The 16,659-nt window shown below is 60.0% G+C and carries 13 protein-coding genes; 11 read left to right on the top strand and 2 right to left on the bottom strand.

The features are described from left to right. The first annotated feature begins 29 nt into the window (after window positions 1-29). The 11 genes from ASE49_RS12745 (at window position 30) to ASE49_RS12700 (ending at window position 15,260) form a co-directional block, all read left to right on the top strand. Window positions 30-401, top strand: coding sequence for a hypothetical protein (locus ASE49_RS12745; RefSeq protein ID WP_235522976.1), 372 nt, complete (start codon window positions 30-32; stop codon window positions 399-401). A gap of 95 nt (window positions 402-496) precedes the next feature. Beyond that, window positions 497-2,530, top strand: a complete 2,034-nt coding sequence (locus ASE49_RS12740) for a hypothetical protein (RefSeq protein WP_056773010.1) — start codon at window positions 497-499, stop codon at window positions 2,528-2,530. A 256-nt stretch (window positions 2,531-2,786) separates the two neighbouring features. Further along, complete coding sequence (locus ASE49_RS18575; protein WP_200922035.1) at window positions 2,787-9,248, top strand: hypothetical protein; 6,462 nt, start codon at window positions 2,787-2,789, stop codon at window positions 9,246-9,248. Window positions 9,249-9,311: 63 nt separating this feature from the next. Beyond that, entirely contained in the window at window positions 9,312-11,489 is a 2,178-nt protein-coding gene (locus ASE49_RS12730) for a hypothetical protein (protein ID WP_056773008.1), read from the top strand. Then, the gene (locus ASE49_RS18290) at window positions 11,486-11,650 is read left to right on the top strand and encodes a hypothetical protein (RefSeq protein ID WP_156370301.1); all 165 of its coding nucleotides are present in this window, start codon (window positions 11,486-11,488) and stop codon (window positions 11,648-11,650) included. Before ASE49_RS12730 ends, ASE49_RS18290 begins: the two co-directional genes overlap by 4 nt. 147 nt (window positions 11,651-11,797) lie before the next feature. Continuing rightward, window positions 11,798-13,276, top strand: coding sequence for a hypothetical protein (locus ASE49_RS12725; protein ID WP_156370300.1), 1,479 nt, complete (start codon window positions 11,798-11,800; stop codon window positions 13,274-13,276). 47 nt (window positions 13,277-13,323) lie between these two features. Then, window positions 13,324-13,737 (top strand): hypothetical protein, encoded by a 414-nt coding sequence (locus ASE49_RS12720; RefSeq protein ID WP_056772996.1) that lies wholly within the window; start codon window positions 13,324-13,326, stop codon window positions 13,735-13,737. Further along, window positions 13,734-14,327, top strand: coding sequence for a glycoside hydrolase family 19 protein (locus tag ASE49_RS12715; protein WP_056772993.1), 594 nt, complete (start codon window positions 13,734-13,736; stop codon window positions 14,325-14,327). Before ASE49_RS12720 ends, ASE49_RS12715 begins: the two co-directional genes overlap by 4 nt. Further along, on the top strand, window positions 14,324-14,659 hold the full coding sequence (locus tag ASE49_RS12710) for a hypothetical protein (RefSeq protein WP_156370299.1): 336 nt from the start codon (window positions 14,324-14,326) through the stop codon (window positions 14,657-14,659). Before ASE49_RS12715 ends, ASE49_RS12710 begins: the two co-directional genes overlap by 4 nt. After that, window positions 14,656-14,844, top strand: a complete 189-nt coding sequence (locus ASE49_RS12705) for a hypothetical protein (protein ID WP_056772989.1) — start codon at window positions 14,656-14,658, stop codon at window positions 14,842-14,844. The genes ASE49_RS12710 and ASE49_RS12705 overlap by 4 nt, the downstream gene beginning before the upstream one ends. Beyond that, a complete protein-coding gene (locus ASE49_RS12700) occupies window positions 14,841-15,260 on the top strand; it encodes a hypothetical protein (protein ID WP_056772987.1) in 420 nt (139 codons plus the stop codon). Before ASE49_RS12705 ends, ASE49_RS12700 begins: the two co-directional genes overlap by 4 nt. A gap of 265 nt (window positions 15,261-15,525) precedes the next feature. Here the strand turns inward: ASE49_RS12700 and ASE49_RS17845 are convergent, their stop codons facing one another. Together ASE49_RS17845 and ASE49_RS12690 are read right to left on the bottom strand one after the other, a co-directional pair. Further along, the gene (locus ASE49_RS17845) at window positions 15,526-16,068 is read right to left on the bottom strand and encodes an HNH endonuclease signature motif containing protein (RefSeq protein WP_082456457.1); all 543 of its coding nucleotides are present in this window, start codon (window positions 16,066-16,068) and stop codon (window positions 15,526-15,528) included. Between the two features lie 305 nt (window positions 16,069-16,373). After that, entirely contained in the window at window positions 16,374-16,655 is a 282-nt protein-coding gene (locus ASE49_RS12690; RefSeq protein WP_056772979.1) for a hypothetical protein, read from the bottom strand. Window positions 16,656-16,659: the final 4 nt, after the last annotated feature.

The raw sequence follows: 16,659 nt of genomic DNA, 5'->3' as shown, positions 1-16,659 counted from the left end.
AGGCAAAGATTGCTGATCGCAATGCCGATATGGAGCGCGAAGCCGGCCAGCAGGAAATGGAAAACACGCGCGAGGCGGCGCTGGACCACTACCGCAAAGTTGGCCAGCTGAAAGGTGCTCAACGTGCCCGCGCTGCGGCAGGCGGCGTCAGTGTCGATATGGGCACAGCGCAATGGGTACAGGACGACACCGAAATGCTGGGCCGCGAGGATGCTAATCGCATCTACAAGCAGGGTGCGCAGAACGTGCGCGGCCATGACATTCAGGCTTCAAACTATACCGGGCAAGCATCGGCCTCGCGTCAAGCTGGAACCATGGCACTGATCAAGTCGGGGTTCGATGCGGGATCGTCGATCCTTTCCGGCGCCAACCAATATAACAAGATGAAAAGCGGCACATAATGCCCCGCGTTCCCACGTATCAGCCCGGCCAGGTTGCACCCGTCCAGACGACAGGAGCTCGCTTTCGTGCGCCTGAGGGGCCGACCGGCTTGGAGATGCTGGCCGAAGGCTTCAAGGGTCTTGCCGGCCTTGCCGATCAGCAGGATAAGATCAACGCAGTCAATGACGAAACCCAAGCACGCATAGCAGTTGCCGGCGCTCGCCAACAGATTTCAACGACGCTGGACGGCTTCAAGCAATTGAAGCTTGGCCAGGCGCGGGCCGGGCAACAGGGATTCAACGAGACCCTCGACAAGATCAAAACCGATGTGCTGGAGTCCGCCAAGACCCCGCGCCAGCGCCAGATGATCGCCATGGGGCTGTTGGAGTCTGATGGCGCAGCCCGGAGCATGGGCGCTAATTGGGCGCTTGGGCAGGCCAATGAAGAAACCAAGGCCAGCTTCGGGATCGAGCAAAGTGCGCTCGTCGATGCTGCCGTGGCGTCCGACAATCCGGCTTTTCGGGACAATTCAGGTTTGCAGTTGCGCGACAGTGTGCGCCGGCAGCTGCAGTTCGAGGGCTGGGACGAAAAGGCCAACCCTACCGCCTATGCTGTTGCGGAAAAAGCCGCGCTGACGAAAATGCACGGCGGGGTGTTGGACCGCATGTTCTCGGCGCCTGATCCTGACATCGACGCGGTGGGCCAATATCTTGGCGCATACCGTGATGAGATGACCGGCGACCTTTATACAAAGACGCTGGCGCGGATGCAGGGTCCGTTGCAGGATCGCGTGGATGACTACCGCGCCGATCTGATCCAGGTCGCTCCGACAGCTGGAAACGCGCCTGCGGCAGCAACTGGACCGTGGCAAAGTGTAGCTGTCAATGTCGCCAAACGCTTCGGCCTTGATCCTGCGGACATGGCTGCGGTGATGTCCTACGAGACGGGAGGCACCTTTTCGCCCACGATCATGGGCGGCAAGGGCGGGAATTATATGGGCCTGATCCAGTTCGGCCCTGCGGAACGCAAGAAATACGGCATAGACAAGTCATCGTCTCCCGAGGCCTGGACAAAGGCGGTTGGCGATTATCTGCAGGATCGCGGCTTCAAATCCGGCATGGGCGTGATGGATCTCTATTCCACGATCAACGCCGGCTCGCCAGGCCGCTACAATGCCAGCGACGGTAATGGCACCGTCACGACGCATGTGGAGCAGATCCTCGGCGCGCATAAAGAGAAGGCCAAGGGCTGGCTTGGTGGCGCGGTGGGATATACGAATGCGCCGCGTGAATGGGACCGTCCTGCGATTTATCAGCAGATCAAGGACAAGGCGCTATCGGAAGGTTGGTCGCCAGAGGTCACGAAGCGGGTCGAGCAGGTCTGGGATAAGCGCATGGCGACCGATGAGAGCCTGCTCAAGGAACAGCACCGCAGCGCCGATGAGCAAGCCCGCACGATCGCCCTGAACGCTGGCGACAACTTTAAGGTCTCTATGCTGCCCAAAGCCGTCCGCGACAATCTGGCGCCCGTGGATATGGCTGAATATGGGGCGGCGGAGCGCCGCATCACAGAAGCAAAGGCCAAACAGGAAACGGCGGATCGCGGCCAGTCGGCAACGTGGCAGCTTGAGGCGCAGGCGCGGTTTGACCCTGACGGCTTCAAGTCACAAGACCTGAAGAAATACGTCGGTGTGATCCCGGCTGCACAGTTGAACACCTTGGCGATGAAGCAGGCCGATCTCGCGAGTAGGCCGCCCAAAACCTATTCCGAAGTGGATTATCGCGGCCAAATCCAGTCCGAGATCAATTTTCAGGATAAGCACAACGGGCTCAAGCTGGACGATCGGCAGAAGGTCGCCATGTACGATTACATGAGCGGATCGCTGTCGCAGGTCTACCAGAAAAAGGGCACTCTGACGAAGCAGGACGTATCGACCATTTTCCAGTCCGGCATGCGACAGATCCCGAACGCTGGCGGTATCCTTGGCCGCTCCAGCAAACCGGTCTACGAACTGTTGACTGATGTGCCGGACGACTTTCGGCAGAAATTTATGTCAAGCTGGTCGGGCAATCGTCCGCCCACAAATGGCGATATGGTTTCGGCGTACCAGCAGTGGGTGCAGGCTGGGGGTCTTAGGCAGCGTCACTGAAACACTGACCAAGCTATGATAAGCAAGATCAGCCCCGCGCACCAATAAACCAACAAGCGGCTTCTTTTCCAATAATCTCGCGACCACTGTTCTCGCCACAGTTCGTCAGGAAGGGATTTGTTGGGCTTCACCGCTGATTCGCTCATCGGGTAAAGACCAAGCAGGACGTAAACAGCAAAGACAGATCCCCATACCGTGTCGGCGTCCATAAGGCCTCGCGATTCAATGCCCCCTGCCCCGAGCCTATCCCGGAGGCATGGCAGGCCCCGTTATTCCCTTCGATTACTACGAAAGGCAGCGGCGTCAAACCCGCGCTTCAGATCCGGTAGCGGACACGCTGGCCAACATGCGAGCGAAAGATGCTCGCCAGACCATTCTCGAAAGCGGCAACCCCGACGATGTGGCGCGGACCACACGCATTGCGCGCGATGCTGGCGAGAACCCGTCCGATGTCGAGGGCAACGCCGATGCCTATGAAAAGGCGCTGACCGCCAAGCGGTTTGCCGATGTCGCGCAGGCGAATCACGCCACGGGTCGCTGGGCAATTGCCAATCCACGCGGCGCTGCGGCGGCGGCGGATGACACGCAGAATCTCAGCCTACTTGGCCAAGCCTGGGACGGGCTCAAGAGTTTTGTCACCGGCATTCCCGGCGCGCTGAATGCGGGCCTTCAAGATGGCGCGCGGGGCATCAACGATCTTTCCCGGTCAATCGACCAAGTCTTGTTGCCGATCGCCAACCCCAATGGTGCCAGAGCACTCCTGGATCAGGAGGCATCCTATTCCAAGGATTATACCGCCAGAGGAGATGCCGCCTTCCCCAAAGGCCGGGGAAAAACATCGACCTCAATCTTGCAGGGTGTGCGGAGTATCCCCTCGTCTCTGACCGCCGCTGCGCTCACCGCACTAACCCGATCCCCGGCCATCGGCACCGGCTTCATCGGCGCAACGACTGGCGCCACGTCTTACCAAGAAGGGCTGGGCAAAGGCCTCAGCGGTCCTGAGGCGCTGCGTTACGGCTTGGCCCAAGGCGGCACCGAGGCGCTGACGGAATACATGCCGGCAGGCACGCTGGCGGATCTGATCACGCGGCGAACACCGTTTGGTAAAACGGTCTTGCGCGAACTCAGCCAAGAGCTGGTTGGCGAGAACACCGCCACGGTCGTGCAGGATTTGGCAGATTGGGCATATCTCCCGGAGAACCGCAACAAGACATTCGCGGATTACCTCAAGGCGCGCCCCCAAGCGGCGCTAGACACCACCTTGGCGACCATCGGCGGTGTTGGCGGCACGACTGCACTTGTCGGCGCTGTACACCGCGCCACCGACGCCACGGCATCTGTTGCAGGCCGCGTCCAGGATGCCCGTCAGGCGCAGGCTGAGCGCACCTTTCTTGATCAGGCTGCTACCGCCGCAACGTCTTCCAAACTCAAGCAGCGCGACCCGGAAGCATTTCGGGACCTGATCCGCGAGCATGCGCAGGATGCCAACGCGCAATCGGTGTTCATCCCCGGCGATGCCATCCGAACACTGATGCAGCAAAGCGATGATCTCGGTGCTGATCCGGGATTGTGGCGTGGTTGGCAGGAAGCGGCCCAATCGGGCGGCGATGTCGTCATGCCGATCGAGGATTTCCTTACTGATGTGGTCGGCACCCCAGCGTGGGATGCGATCAAGGACGATGTGCGCCTGACGCAAGGCGGTATCTCGCCACGTGAAGCGCAGGCCTTTGACGACGCGATGAGCGATGTGATCGGACGGGCTGCAGATGAAATGCGGGTTCGCGATCAGGCTGACCAAGCCAGTAAATCGGTGCGGGATAAACTGGTGGATCAGGTCGCCACGATGTTCGGCGGCTCGTTCACGTCTCCCGTGGCGCGGCAGTATGCAGAGATTGCCGTGCAGCGCGCCCAGGCACGGGCTGCGCGCCTTGGCATGGACCTGAAGGGCGACGAGTTCAACAATCTCGATGTGCGGCAAGTGCTGCCTGAAAGCGTTGCACAGGCGCGGCAGGCCGATCGCCTTGATCTTGTTATCAATGCCATGCGCAAGCGGGCGGATGCCAATTACGGCGTCGGCCCATCGTTGTTGGATTTCATCAAGAAGCGCGGCGGCGTGAACGATGTCGGCGGTGATCTGGCATCGATGGGGGTTCCGTCAAAATACCTGACAGGCTTTGATCCGCGCCAAACCGAAATGATGGGCGGCCTATCCGGCATCGGTGACTATGGGCTGGATAACACGCTCCAGGCTGCGATCACTGCCGGCTATTTCCCTGACTTGGCCAACGTCGAGAATGAGGCTGGTCCCTCAACCCTTGATACGCAAACGCTTCTGGATGCGATCGCTGAAGAAATAGCGGGCCGGCCTCGATACGCGGATAATCGGACAGATGATGTTCGGGCTTCTGCGGAAGACCTGCGCCAGATGCTTGATGAAGCCGGGCATTCGCCGTCCGAAATGAGCGACGCTGAGATACGCAGCGTGATCGATGACATGGCGAAACCGCCAGCAAGCGGTCGGGCATACCAACAGGACGCGCGCGGCCAGATCGTATTTGACCAGGGCCGGCAAACGATCGAGCTATTTCAAAGCCGCAATCTGTCGACGCCAATCCATGAGCTCGGCCATATGTGGCTGGAGGAACTGCGTTTCGATGCCAGTCTGCCGGAAGCCCCTGAGCAGGTAAAAGCGGATTGGGCCGCTGTCCAGCGCTGGTTTGCGGCGAACGGCCACCCGATCGGTGGACCAAAGGGCGTCGCGCTTCTCCACGGTTCCCCCAACGCCAATCTGACTCTCAACGATGTGCAGATACTTCGCGATCCAGCGTTGCAGAAGCAAGGCAAGAAGGGGCGCCAATATGGCGGTTTCTATGCCGCCGCAGAAGATCGCATCTCGGATGCTGAAGGCTATGCTGGAGCGAATGGCAGCGTCTATGAGGTTCGGCTTTCCCCGGATGCGGTGATCGAGGAAAAGCAAGGCGACATCACTCGGCTTACGGCTGCACAGATTGCAGAATACCGGGCGCGTGGCGTTGACGCGGTTTATGGTAAAGACCCGCGCGGACGGGTTGAATATGCGGTGCTTAACAAGGATGCGATTGCCAGCTTCGGCAGGCGCGGTGAGGCGGAGGCAGAAAGCTTTTCGGGCGCCATCCCGACCGATGCGCACGAGTTGTTTGCGCGGGGCATCGAGGCCTATTTCATGGAAGGCAAGGCGCCCACGCCTGCCCTCACCCGCATTTTCGAAAACGTTCGGCAGTGGATGGTCTCGATCTACAAGACGGTGGCCAATCTTCGCGCGCCGATCTCTTCGGAAATTCGCGAAGTCTTTGACCGCATGCTGGCGACCGATGAGGAAATCGCAGCAGCCCAGGAGCGCCAGGGCATAGCTGCGCTGTTCAAGGATGCCGCCAGCGTTGGCATGAGCGATGCTGAATTTCAGGCATACCAGGCGCAGGCAGGTGCAGCGCGGGCAGCCAGCCATGCGTCTCTGCTCGACAAGACCATGAAGGCCATCCGCCGCCGTGAGACGGAGCGCTATCGTGAAGCCCGTAAGGGGGTGCGCGAGGAGCAAGTGCAGCGGATAGACGCATCTCCTGTTTACCGCGCGCTTGCCAATATCAAGGCCGATCGCATCAGCAAGGAATGGATTGTCGATCGCATGGCCTTGGATGCGCTGGAACTGCTGCCAAAGCGCGTTCCGCCGCTGTATCGCGACGGCGGGGTCAATCCCGAAACGATCGCTGAAATGTCTGGTTATCGCTCGGCAACGGAAATGCTGGAATCTCTGATTGGTGCGGAGCAAGCGCACCGGCAAGCCAAGGAGGGAGGTGATCCAAGGTCTATGCGGGAGCGGGCCATCGAAACCGCAACCGATGAGGAAATGAACCGCCGCTATGGCGATCCGCTGAACGATGGATCGATAGAGCGCGAAGCCTTGGCGGCGGTCGAAAACGAGCAGCAGGGCGAGGTCATCGCTGCCGAGATACGTGTGCTTGGTCGCACCACAGGCGGGCGCCCTACTCCGTACCGGGCTGCGCGAGATTGGGCGCGCAGCAAGGTTCGCTCAGGCCGCTGGGTGGATGAGGTATCGCCCGGGGCCATCCAGCGACATGCGCGCAACGCCGCGAAGGCCGGGCGCCTGGCAGAGGAAGCGCTGGCCAAGGGTGACCGGGAAGAAGCGTATCGACAGAAACAGTTTCAGATGCTCAACAGCGCCTTGATCACTGAGGCCAAGGCGGCGGCTGATGAGGTAGAATCTGCGGTCAAGCGCATGGATGCCATCGCGCGCGCGACAACGCGCAAATCGGTAGATCAGGAGTATCTTGAACAGGCTCAAACGCTGCTGGAGGCCGTCGATCTGCGACGGCGCTCACAAATTTATGAAAAGCGCAAAGGGCGGTTCGCTGCATGGGCGCAGGCGCGTGAGACGGAGGGATACGATGTCATCGTGCCTGACACCTTCGAAGTGACGCTGGGACAGACCAACTGGAGCCAGCTTCCCGCCGATGCGATCCTCACGCTGGACGAAACCGTCAAGCAGATCATGCACCTGGGCCGGCTCAAGCAAACCTTGCTGGACAACCAGGAAGAGCGCGAATGGGAAGCAGTGATTAACGAGGCGGTTGACGCTGCCGGCAATCTGCGGGGTAAGCCGCCTGCCGATCTGGCGGAGCGCGGTTGGTGGGACGGATTGAAGTCGCGCGTGTTCAGTATCGACGCGTCCCTTCTCAAAATGGAGACAGTATTCGATTGGCTCGACGGCGGCGACCCTAATGGGATTTTCAACCGGGTTGCTTTTCGTCCAGTAGCTGAGGCTCAGGCGCAAGAGCAGGATATGCTCAAGGACTACTATGGCCGGATCAAGGCGCTGTTTGAAGCTGTTCCAGCGTCAACGGTCGAGCGATGGAATGACGTAGAGACGCCGCCGTTTATCGATCCCCATACCGAGCGACCGATGCGGGTCAATCGCAAGCAGCTTGTCGCCATGGCGCTCAATGTCGGGAACGAAGGTAACCTGCAGCGCCTCGCAGATGGCTATCGGGTCAATCCTGAGGCGATCATCAGCCATCTTGACCAGACATTGACTGCTGACGAATGGACGTTCGTTCAAGGGGTATGGAACACGATAGACACCCTGTGGCCTCAGATTGAGGCGTTGGAGCGCCGCGTGAACGGGGTAGCTCCTGAGAAGATCGCGCCGCGCGAATTTACGCTGGGCAACGGCACGAAAATGAAGGGTGGCTACTACCCGGCGATCTATGACAGCAGCCGTGATTATCGCGCAGAACAACATAGCGGGCGCGAGAGCGACGTATTCGAAAGCCGATACACGCGGGCTACCACGCGAGCCTCGTCAACCAAGGAGCGATCAGAGCAAGTAAAACGCCCGATCCTCCTGGATCTTGGCGTGATCAACCGGCATCTGGGCGAGGTTATCCATGATGTCACCCATCGCGAGGCGGTTATCAAAGCCAATCGTTTCCTGTCGAGCGAGCAAGTGAGGCGCGCGGTCGAGGGCGCCTTGGGGCAAGAGATTGGCCAGCAATTCCGCCCATGGGTGAAGCACGTCGCCAATGCCTGGGCGATGGAACGCGCCGGCAATGAAGGGTTTGGCCACTTTCTCGGCAAGCTGCGCGCAAACGTGACGGCGGTCGGCATGGGCCTTCGCGCCACAACGATGGTGACGCAGATCGCGGGCTATTCAAACTCTGCTGAAGTTGTGGGCGAGGCGGCAATCGCCAAGGCTGTGGCCAGTTTCAGCGCGCATCCTATCGAGACGACCCGCTTTGTCATGGAGCGATCGGACGAAGTGCGTCACCGCATGGACACGCTGGACCGCGACGTTAGCGCCGAAATCAACCGTCTCGCGGCTACCAATCCGGTCGGGAGGGCGGCGCGCACGGTGGTTGATGGTCGGCGGTTCTTCTATCATGGCATCGGTTACATCGACCGCGTAGTATCCGTGCCCACTTGGATGGCGGGTTACAACAACGCCTTGGCTGCCGGCATGAGCGAGCGGGATGCTGCCTATGCTGGTGACAAGGCTGTGCGCCAATCGCAGGGCTCCGGGGCTCCGAAGGACTTGGCCGCGATCCAGCGTGGCACGGGGAAATGGGGCGAGGCGCTTAAACTCATGACTATGTTCTATAGTTATTTTTCGGCGCAGTATCAGCGTGAGAGGACGCTGGGTCGCGACATCGGGGGGCAAGACGAGCGCCGTCCGCGCAACGTTCCGCGTCTGGCCGCCCGCGCCTTCTTCCTGCTGATCCTGCCGACGATCGCAACGGAACTGCTGCGCGCATCGGTTGGGGCCAGCGCTGGGCCAGACGATGACGAATGGTGGGCCCAGTGGTTTAGCCGAAAAGTCCTGGCAAACGCGATCGGGCCTATCCCGGTGGCGCGCGATGTTTTCGAGCCGTCATGGAATGCCGTTGTGGGCAATCAGGTGTTTGCGCCCACAATCTCGCCAGTGGCACGCGCCCTGGAGTCCTTCGTGAAGGGCGCCGGCTCTGCCGCCAAGGTGGCGAAGGGCGAGAAAACGAAACACGCCACCAAGGACGTTCTTGAGGCCGTGGGATATTCGACTGGTCTTGTGCCGGGCCAGATCGCCAGTGCCACGCAGTTTCTTGTTGATGTTGGCCAAGGGGATGCTGACCCCGAGACGTTTGGCGATTGGCTGCAGGGCCTGTCTACAGGCAAGATCAAGGACGACTGACCCCGCGCGATTCAACCCCGTTACCTCGTCCCGTAAGCCATCGCCATCTAGGCGAGGCGATAAATGGCTGTTTCCACCGACAATGCCTTTTCGGGGCCGTATCTCGCCAATGGCGTGACAACGGTTTTCCCGTTCACGTTTGTCGCGCCATCGGCAAGCGAGGTTGGTGTGCAGGTCAACGGGGTAACGGTCAGCCCGGTCCTGTTTGACGTTGTAATCGCCGGCGCGGGTGGTGGGTCGGTAACATTTCAAAGCGCGCCATCAGATGGCGCTTTTGTCATTCCATTTTTGAATCCGTCTTTTACCCAGGATCTTGAATTTGAAAACGGATCAGCTTGGTTGGCCGAGCCCGTTAATGAAGGATATGATCGTTCAGCCCTTCGAGACCAAGCGCTTAAACGCGACGTAGAGCGCGGGCTCACGGTTCCGATGGGAGAAAGCGGATTTGTTCTTCCGGACTTGGATAGTCGGACTGGCAAAGCCCTGTTCTTTACCAATGATGGCGCAGCCAGCGCCGTGTCGATCGACGACTTCGCCGCACCAGCAAGGGCGGCAAGCGCGAACGCTGCTTTGTCTGCTGAGATTGCCACACAGGCGGGACGCCTTTTCCCCACGATAGCAGCCGGTTTGGATGCGACTGAAGATGGTGGATATTTCAGCGTGCCGCAGGCGGGGGGTGCCAATGACTATTCAATTCTCTATCGCCGTCAGGGCGCCGCGTCGATCGAGATCAACCGCTATCCAAGTGCCGTGTGGGTTGCGCAGCAGCTTGAGTTTGTAAAGATAACCCTGTCGCCGATGCAGTTCGGGGCCGTGGGCGATGGCGTGGCAGACGATGCCATCCCGCTCAATGATATGGCTGCAGCCGCACGCGCATTGCTGACAGCAAATGGCTTTGCTTCGGTTGAGATTGCAGGCGGAAACAAGCTGTATCGCACGACGCAAAGCCTCAACTTCACCGGGCTTCAGGCGTGGAACCTCAAGGTTGTAAACCTTTATATCCTGGGCGCCTGCACGGGGAAAGCGGTGTTCGATCTGATCGGCACGCGCGGATACACGTTCGATAGCGTCGGCGTGTGGGGCGACAAAACGAACCGGCCCGCCGTCGCATTTCAGGCCCAGCGCGGCACTCCTGGCGGGTTCTGCGACAATGCCAGCTTCAAGGAATGCTTCACCGATGGCTGGTTCTCCCGCGCGGCGGTGCATGACTATGGGCAGGAAACCACGCAATGGGATCACTGCACGATCTACAACCGCGACCATACCGCGCGCGTAGCGATCCACGAGGGCTATGACGCCCATGCAATGACGTCCGACTATGCCACGACGATGACCGGCGGGACGAGCTTCATTAACAAGCAGTTCCTGAACTGCGATTGGCGGTATCTGCCAGCTGATGAGAATATCGCCTCGATCACCGGCATTTCAAACGCCGCCAATGCTGTTATCACGGCGCCCGGTCATGCCTTTCAGATAGGCGATCAGGCGGTGTTCCAGTACATTGCCGGAATGCCGACTATGCCGACTGTGATCGGTACGGTCAGCGCGCGCACATCAACCACATTCACCGTCAACGTCGATACGACAGCCCGCGGCACATTCGGCGGCAGCGGGGTTGCTATCCGTCGTGCCACCCAATCACCCATCTATATCGCCCGAACCGAGGGTTTTGCGATGCGTGATTGCTATATCGTAGCTTATGGCCAACCGCCGATCGAGGTAGCATTTCCCGACGCAGGATTCCAGCGCATCGAGACATTCGTGCTGGAAAGCATTCTGTTCGAGGGCGCTGGGCAATCATCGAGCGTTAAGTTCATGTCTGGGGCTAGCTCGAAGGTTCTGGGCTTCACTCTCACCACTTACAACGCTCACTCGTTCGGGTCTCTGCTGGAGAACCCAAACGCTGCGACGGTCTTATCGCTCTACAGCCCTCGCATTGAGAGTGTTGATCCGCTTTTCGAAAATCCTCTTGCCAACGACCCCTCGCGCTTCGCCGCTTATGGTTGCCAGATTACCTACAACAGTTTGGCTGACGTAGCCCCCTACGATTGGGCGCAGTTCACCGGCAGCATCGTCTCGATCTTCAACGGCACCTATACGGTTTTCGGCACCTTTGGGCTGGGTTCGGTCGTGATGGATGGCACCGTCACTGCGTCAGCCCCTGCCGCGACCACTGTTCGGTACATGACCGTGACGGTCGCAGGTGTTCCATACAAGATCAAGATGGAGAGCGTGGCATGAGTCGCTTTGCCGGTTTGGTGGCAGCCGTCCAACAGGGTTCTCTGACTGAAGAAGAGATCGCTGAACGCCTAAAGGCTATCCAGGACTCGGTTCGGCAGATGGCAAAGGACCGGCCCACAACCGTAGAAGTGCTGCGGCAGGGCGAGGATGATCCGCAATGAGCCATTGGGCCCATCTCATTGCCTGCATCCGCTCGGGTCAGATGACCGAAGCGCAGGTCGCCGCAGAACTGCGCGATCCGAAGTTGGCCGCTTACGCCAGGCAAGCCATGCCATCGCCAATATCACTCCAGTATCAAGGAACTAGCTATGCCGGGTAACGGACGATCTGCCGCGATGCGGCGTCGCATTTTTAATTTGGGTGTTTCTTATGTCCGCGTGTTCGCCGGAACCCGTAACGACCTGCCGACAATCATCCACGATACGGCAGGTGACGGCAATTATTACAAGGTAGCGTACAACCGCAGCGGGCGCACCCTGTCGAACCTGCGCGCTGCTCTGCCCTCGTTCTGGCGCGCCTCCACAATGGCAGAAACAGCCCCTAGTGCGGATTTCACCTGGACAGGTGCAATCGAATACCCTCTGGGCTCTGGCACGCTCTACAACTTCACTCTGGGCGGCCAGCGCAGCATCACAGTGCCGATCGCGCAGTGGGGTATGCTCTCCGATGCCATCACAGGCCTTTCGATCCCTGACGGTGCTGCTTTTGGAATTTACAGCCAGCCCCGTGTCGCAGCCAGCGGCAACTTCTTCCCGGTAAACAACCAGCGCCTGCTGGTGCTGTCGGCAGGCGACCGTAGCGAGCGCGGCGCGATGGGCACACTGACTGACCGCATTGCCGCTGGCACCAAGCCGACCACCGTGGCCGTCAGCTATGGTTACTTCCCTGTCCTGACTGGTGATGCTGATGGCGCGGTGACAGAGGTTGTCCTGCTCATGGGCGACAGCATCGGCGGTGGTCAGGCCGAGAACGTCGGAAATGTCGGCACCATGGATGCATATGGCAACATCGGGCCTATCGAGCGCCGATTCACTGTCAATAGCTCCTATCTCAACATCTGCCGTTCCGGCTCGCGCGCTTTCGATTGGGCTAACGGCACACAGCCGCTGACCAATGCGATGATCGCAGCCATGGGCGTGACGTGGAACACATTGATAGATGAGCTTGGCGCAAACGACTACAACCAAAATCTGCTTGCAACGGATACCGTCACCCGGCGCGGGACGGCTATCGCCAAATGGAAAGGCAGCGCGGCACGGGTCATTTGTACAACCTGCAATCCGATCCTGGCGATCGACGCACGCCCGGTGCTGTCCGCGACGAACACCGGCACCAGCGCGTCGAACGTGTTTCGCTATTACTTCACGAACACGGACAATCTGCCGCAGACGGGTGATGCCATCACGATTACCGGCATGACGCCCACAATCTACAACGTGGCGAACAAGGCGGTTTCAGCGAGCGGGTCGAATTGGGTCGAATGCATCGTCACGACTGGTCAGGTCGATGCGACGGTCATGGGCAACATGTCGTCGTTCACCTCTCCGACTTCACAGAGCGTGTCCGATTCGTCAAAGAACGCCCAACGCATCGCGGGGAACAACTCGGTGCGCGCCAAGGCCATCGCCGGCCAGACCCACTACATCGACGTGGCGGACGCGATGGAGAATGGGCGCGATGCCGGGGTCTATAAGAGCCGCGCCGTGCTGGGTACGCCTGCCAGCCCTGACGGCATCCACCCCCTTTCCGGTCCCAACATCCTCGCAGCGCAGGCACCTGTTCTGTGACCCCCACCGGACAAGAGCCATGCGCCCCATGATCGACAGGCACCACCATGACCGAGAGTGACACGCGCTTTCAGTTCGAGGTTATCAAGCAGCTTGCGGAAAGCGTGCGCGTGAACGGTGAAGTAATGCGCGACATGCAAGCAACGCAGGTCGTGATTTTGGAGCGCCTGGCGCGGATCGAGGAGCAGCGGGTCCACGAGGCTGTTAGCGCCTTGGCCGTGCGTGTCGATGCCCTTGAGCGCACGCATGACGAGCAGCGCGGGGCCATGGGCGCGATCGGTGCCCTGCGTGTGTGGGGGCCGGTCGTGTTCAGCCTGTTCGTGGCGATGTATATCATCGGGCGGGCGACAGGCGTGATTGGCTCACCTCCCACCACCGTGACCAAGATCGAGGCGCCGCTTGCCGTCGAACGGCGCGATCCGGTGCAAAACCATTCTGAGCCGCATGGAGCAGCGCCATGATCGACACCCGCAAACTCCAAACCACCCTTGGCGTGAAAGCAGACGGCCAATTCGGCCCCCTCTCCTTCGCCGCGCTGTTTCGCAAGATGGGAGCCTCCACCGATCGCGCGGAAGGGCTGGCATACACTGCCGTCAAGCACTTCGCGGAATACGGCATCATGGACAATGCCCTGCGGCTCGCCCACTTCCTCGCGCAAGTCAGCCATGAGAGCGGTGGCTTCCGGTACATGGAGGAAATCTGGGGTCCGACTGCCGCGCAGAAGGGCTACGAGGGCCGCGCCGATCTGGGCAACACGCAGCCCGGCGATGGCCTCCGGTACAAGGGTCGCGGGCCTTTGCAGCTGACAGGCCGCGCCAACTATCGCGACTATGGCAAACGCCTGGGGCTCGACCTTGAGGGCAATCCCGCGCTCGCTGCCACGCCTGCGGTCGGGCTGTTAATCGCGTTGGAATACTGGCGGTCTCGCAACCTCAATGCGCTGGCCGACAAGGACGACGTGGTGGGCATCACCAAGCGGATCAACGGGGGCACGAACGGGCTCAACGACCGCAAGGCCCGGCTTGCCCAGATCAAAGGGTGGATGTTGTGACCTCCTCCCCGGACCTCATGCGCAACCGCTTGGCGTTCATGCTCACCGGCGCGTTCATCGGGATGCTGCCGTTCTTCCTGTTCAAGAACCTGCCTGCCAGCAACAAGGACATCATCACGTACATGGTCGGGCAGTTGTCCGGCATGGCCCTGATGGCGCTGGGGCACTACTTCACGAACCGCGCCGGTCAGGACGCTCTGGACGAGAAGCGCGCCGACAACACCGGCAAGCTGGCTGACGCCGTGGTAGCCGCGACAGGTTCGGGTCCGGCCCTTGGCGCCCAAGCCGCTGCCAGCGCCGCACAGGACGTAGCGGAGGAATTGAAGCCATGAGTCGATATTTCACCAAGCCGCGCCCTATCAAGGCATGGATTGCAGACGAAGTGTGGGATGAGCCCATGACGCACATGCCGACCGTCAGCGATCATGAGGCCACCGATACCGGCTTGCTGGACAGCGACGGCAACACGATCTGGCGCGCGCCCAACCCCATCGGCTTTGTGTGGGGCGACGCATGATCGCCGCCGCCCTCCTGTCCGCCCGCGCCTGGCTCTCAGCGCTCCCACGTGGCGTGAAGCTGGCTCTGGCCGCAATCGCCCTCCTCGCGCTCCTATGGGCTGCATGGGCCATCTGGCTGCACACGCACGACGCCAAGGTGATCGACCAGCACGAGGCTGCAATCAACCAAGCTGCCGCCCCTGCCTCACAAGTGGCTGCAGAGGACCGCGCCGCAGACGCCTTGGAGAACGCCCAGCTGCGATCCGAACGCGACGATGCGATTACCAAGGCCGAAGCGGTGGAAGCTGCCAAGCCTGTCGAGCAGCGCGCCGCCTTGCCGCCTACCACCGTGGCGCTGAATTGCGCGCGGATGCGGCAGGCGTATAGCGCGGCGGAACTGGTGAAGGTGGCGGCTTACAAAGAAAGGTGCTTGTGATGCGAACATGTAAGCTGGCGTTACAAGTTGCCTTTACGCTCACCCTCACCGCCTGCAAAACCACCTCCCCCGCGTATCCCCCGGCTGCGGACATAGCCGCCGTGATCGAGGCAAAGCCGAAACCTCCCGTTGAGATACTGACGGACCCGGCTGCGAGCGATCGGTATTCGGCGGCGATTGAGGCGACGCTTGACCGCGTCCACTCAGCCGCCGTCAGGCTATGCCAGTTCCACAAATCCATGGGGATGCGTGGGCTGACATGTGACTAGGATTTTCGGCCATGATTCGGGTGATATCCTAACTTTTCTTCTGCAGTTCTACGTGCCGTCACTGCGTCTGCAAAAGTTGTGAACTTACCTAAATAAATCTTATTTGTTCCGCTTCCAATTTCAACGCGCCAGGCATCCCGTAGTTGTTGTACGCCTACGCGCCCCGTTGTGTTTCGTCTGCTTATCGGTGAATTTCTAGTGTTCATCTCATGCGGAACATCCCGCAAATTGGATATCCGGTTGTCGTTTTTATTGCCGTTGATGTGATCGATGGAATGCTCCGGCCAAGACCCAGTATACATTGCCCAAGCGACGCGATGTACTCGCAGGTTAAAGCCAGCAATTCCAAGAACTAAATAGCCCCTGCCGTTGTCTGAACCCGCTTTCCCGCCGGCCCAGCGACGATTCCAGTCCCTGCACACCCAATCCTGCTTGAAGTCACTTGGATAGGCTTCCCGCCAGACCATATCGCCAGTGACGGGGTTATAGGAGAGACGTTGACGGAGGTATTCGATGGAGGGTAATTGGGCTTTAGTCATAGCGCAGATTCCTTGCGTGGTGGTTAGGGCCGGGCGCTGTTGCAAGCAGCGTTTCCGGCCCGTTTTGTATCAGAATCTTGATTTGTTCTCAAGCCCCACAAGCGACTACGCGCTGCCGGGGTGCGGATTTGCCGGTATGAGCGGGCGTTGGGGATGCCGGTGGATTGTGGGGAGTAGGGCTTCCACCTACCGCCGATTGCACTTCACCGTGGGTGGAGGCTGATCGTCTAAGTTCCGAATGACGGTGCATCCGAGACTTGCGTTGCCCAAGCAGAATCGCAAATCACGATTCCCGGTGCAAGCCTTTACCGACCCCACCGAACCGAATGCTCCGGCGTAAAAAGCGGCCTGTAGACGCCCGACAGGAAGAAGAACCGGTTCCAGCCCTCGCACCCCGGCGTCAATCGGCACTTGCATCGGCGGTTGAGCAGGTTGTAATCACGCCCCACCTTGTCAGCCAGCGCGGCGATCTCGTCGTGCGTGAAGCGGTGCAACCCCGGACATCCGGTGCACTCCACCTGGATACCGCGCCCGGTGCGCAGAACGTTGTCGAGGATGCCGACTGTATCGAGGGAACCATAAGGCATGGCG

It is taken from the genome of Novosphingobium sp. Leaf2, from assembly GCF_001421325.1.
GTDB lineage: Bacteria > Pseudomonadota > Alphaproteobacteria > Sphingomonadales > Sphingomonadaceae > Novosphingobium.
This window is presented reverse-complemented; position numbering and strand designations above follow the sequence as displayed.

Excerpts from the sequence above, each read along its gene's own strand:
- ASE49_RS12715 (WP_056772993.1), top strand. The coding sequence starts at position 13,734 with ATGATCGACACCCGCAAACTCCAAACCACCCTTGGCGTGAAAGCAGAC.
- ASE49_RS12730 (WP_056773008.1), top strand. The coding sequence starts at position 9,312 with ATGGCTGTTTCCACCGACAATGCCTTTTCGGGGCCGTATCTCGCCAAT.
- ASE49_RS12740 (WP_056773010.1), top strand. The coding sequence starts at position 497 with ATGCTGGCCGAAGGCTTCAAGGGTCTTGCCGGCCTTGCCGATCAGCAG.
- ASE49_RS18290 (WP_156370301.1), top strand. The coding sequence starts at position 11,486 with ATGAGTCGCTTTGCCGGTTTGGTGGCAGCCGTCCAACAGGGTTCTCTG.
- ASE49_RS12720 (WP_056772996.1), top strand. The coding sequence starts at position 13,324 with ATGACCGAGAGTGACACGCGCTTTCAGTTCGAGGTTATCAAGCAGCTT.
- ASE49_RS18575 (WP_200922035.1), top strand. The coding sequence starts at position 2,787 with ATGGCAGGCCCCGTTATTCCCTTCGATTACTACGAAAGGCAGCGGCGT.
- ASE49_RS17845 (WP_082456457.1), bottom strand. The coding sequence starts at position 16,068 with ATGACTAAAGCCCAATTACCCTCCATCGAATACCTCCGTCAACGTCTC.
- ASE49_RS12725 (WP_156370300.1), top strand. The coding sequence starts at position 11,798 with ATGCCGGGTAACGGACGATCTGCCGCGATGCGGCGTCGCATTTTTAAT.
- ASE49_RS12745 (WP_235522976.1), top strand. The coding sequence starts at position 30 with ATGGAGCGCGAAGCCGGCCAGCAGGAAATGGAAAACACGCGCGAGGCG.
- ASE49_RS12705 (WP_056772989.1), top strand. The coding sequence starts at position 14,656 with ATGAGTCGATATTTCACCAAGCCGCGCCCTATCAAGGCATGGATTGCA.
- ASE49_RS12700 (WP_056772987.1), top strand. The coding sequence starts at position 14,841 with ATGATCGCCGCCGCCCTCCTGTCCGCCCGCGCCTGGCTCTCAGCGCTC.
- ASE49_RS12690 (WP_056772979.1), bottom strand. The coding sequence starts at position 16,655 with ATGCCTTATGGTTCCCTCGATACAGTCGGCATCCTCGACAACGTTCTG.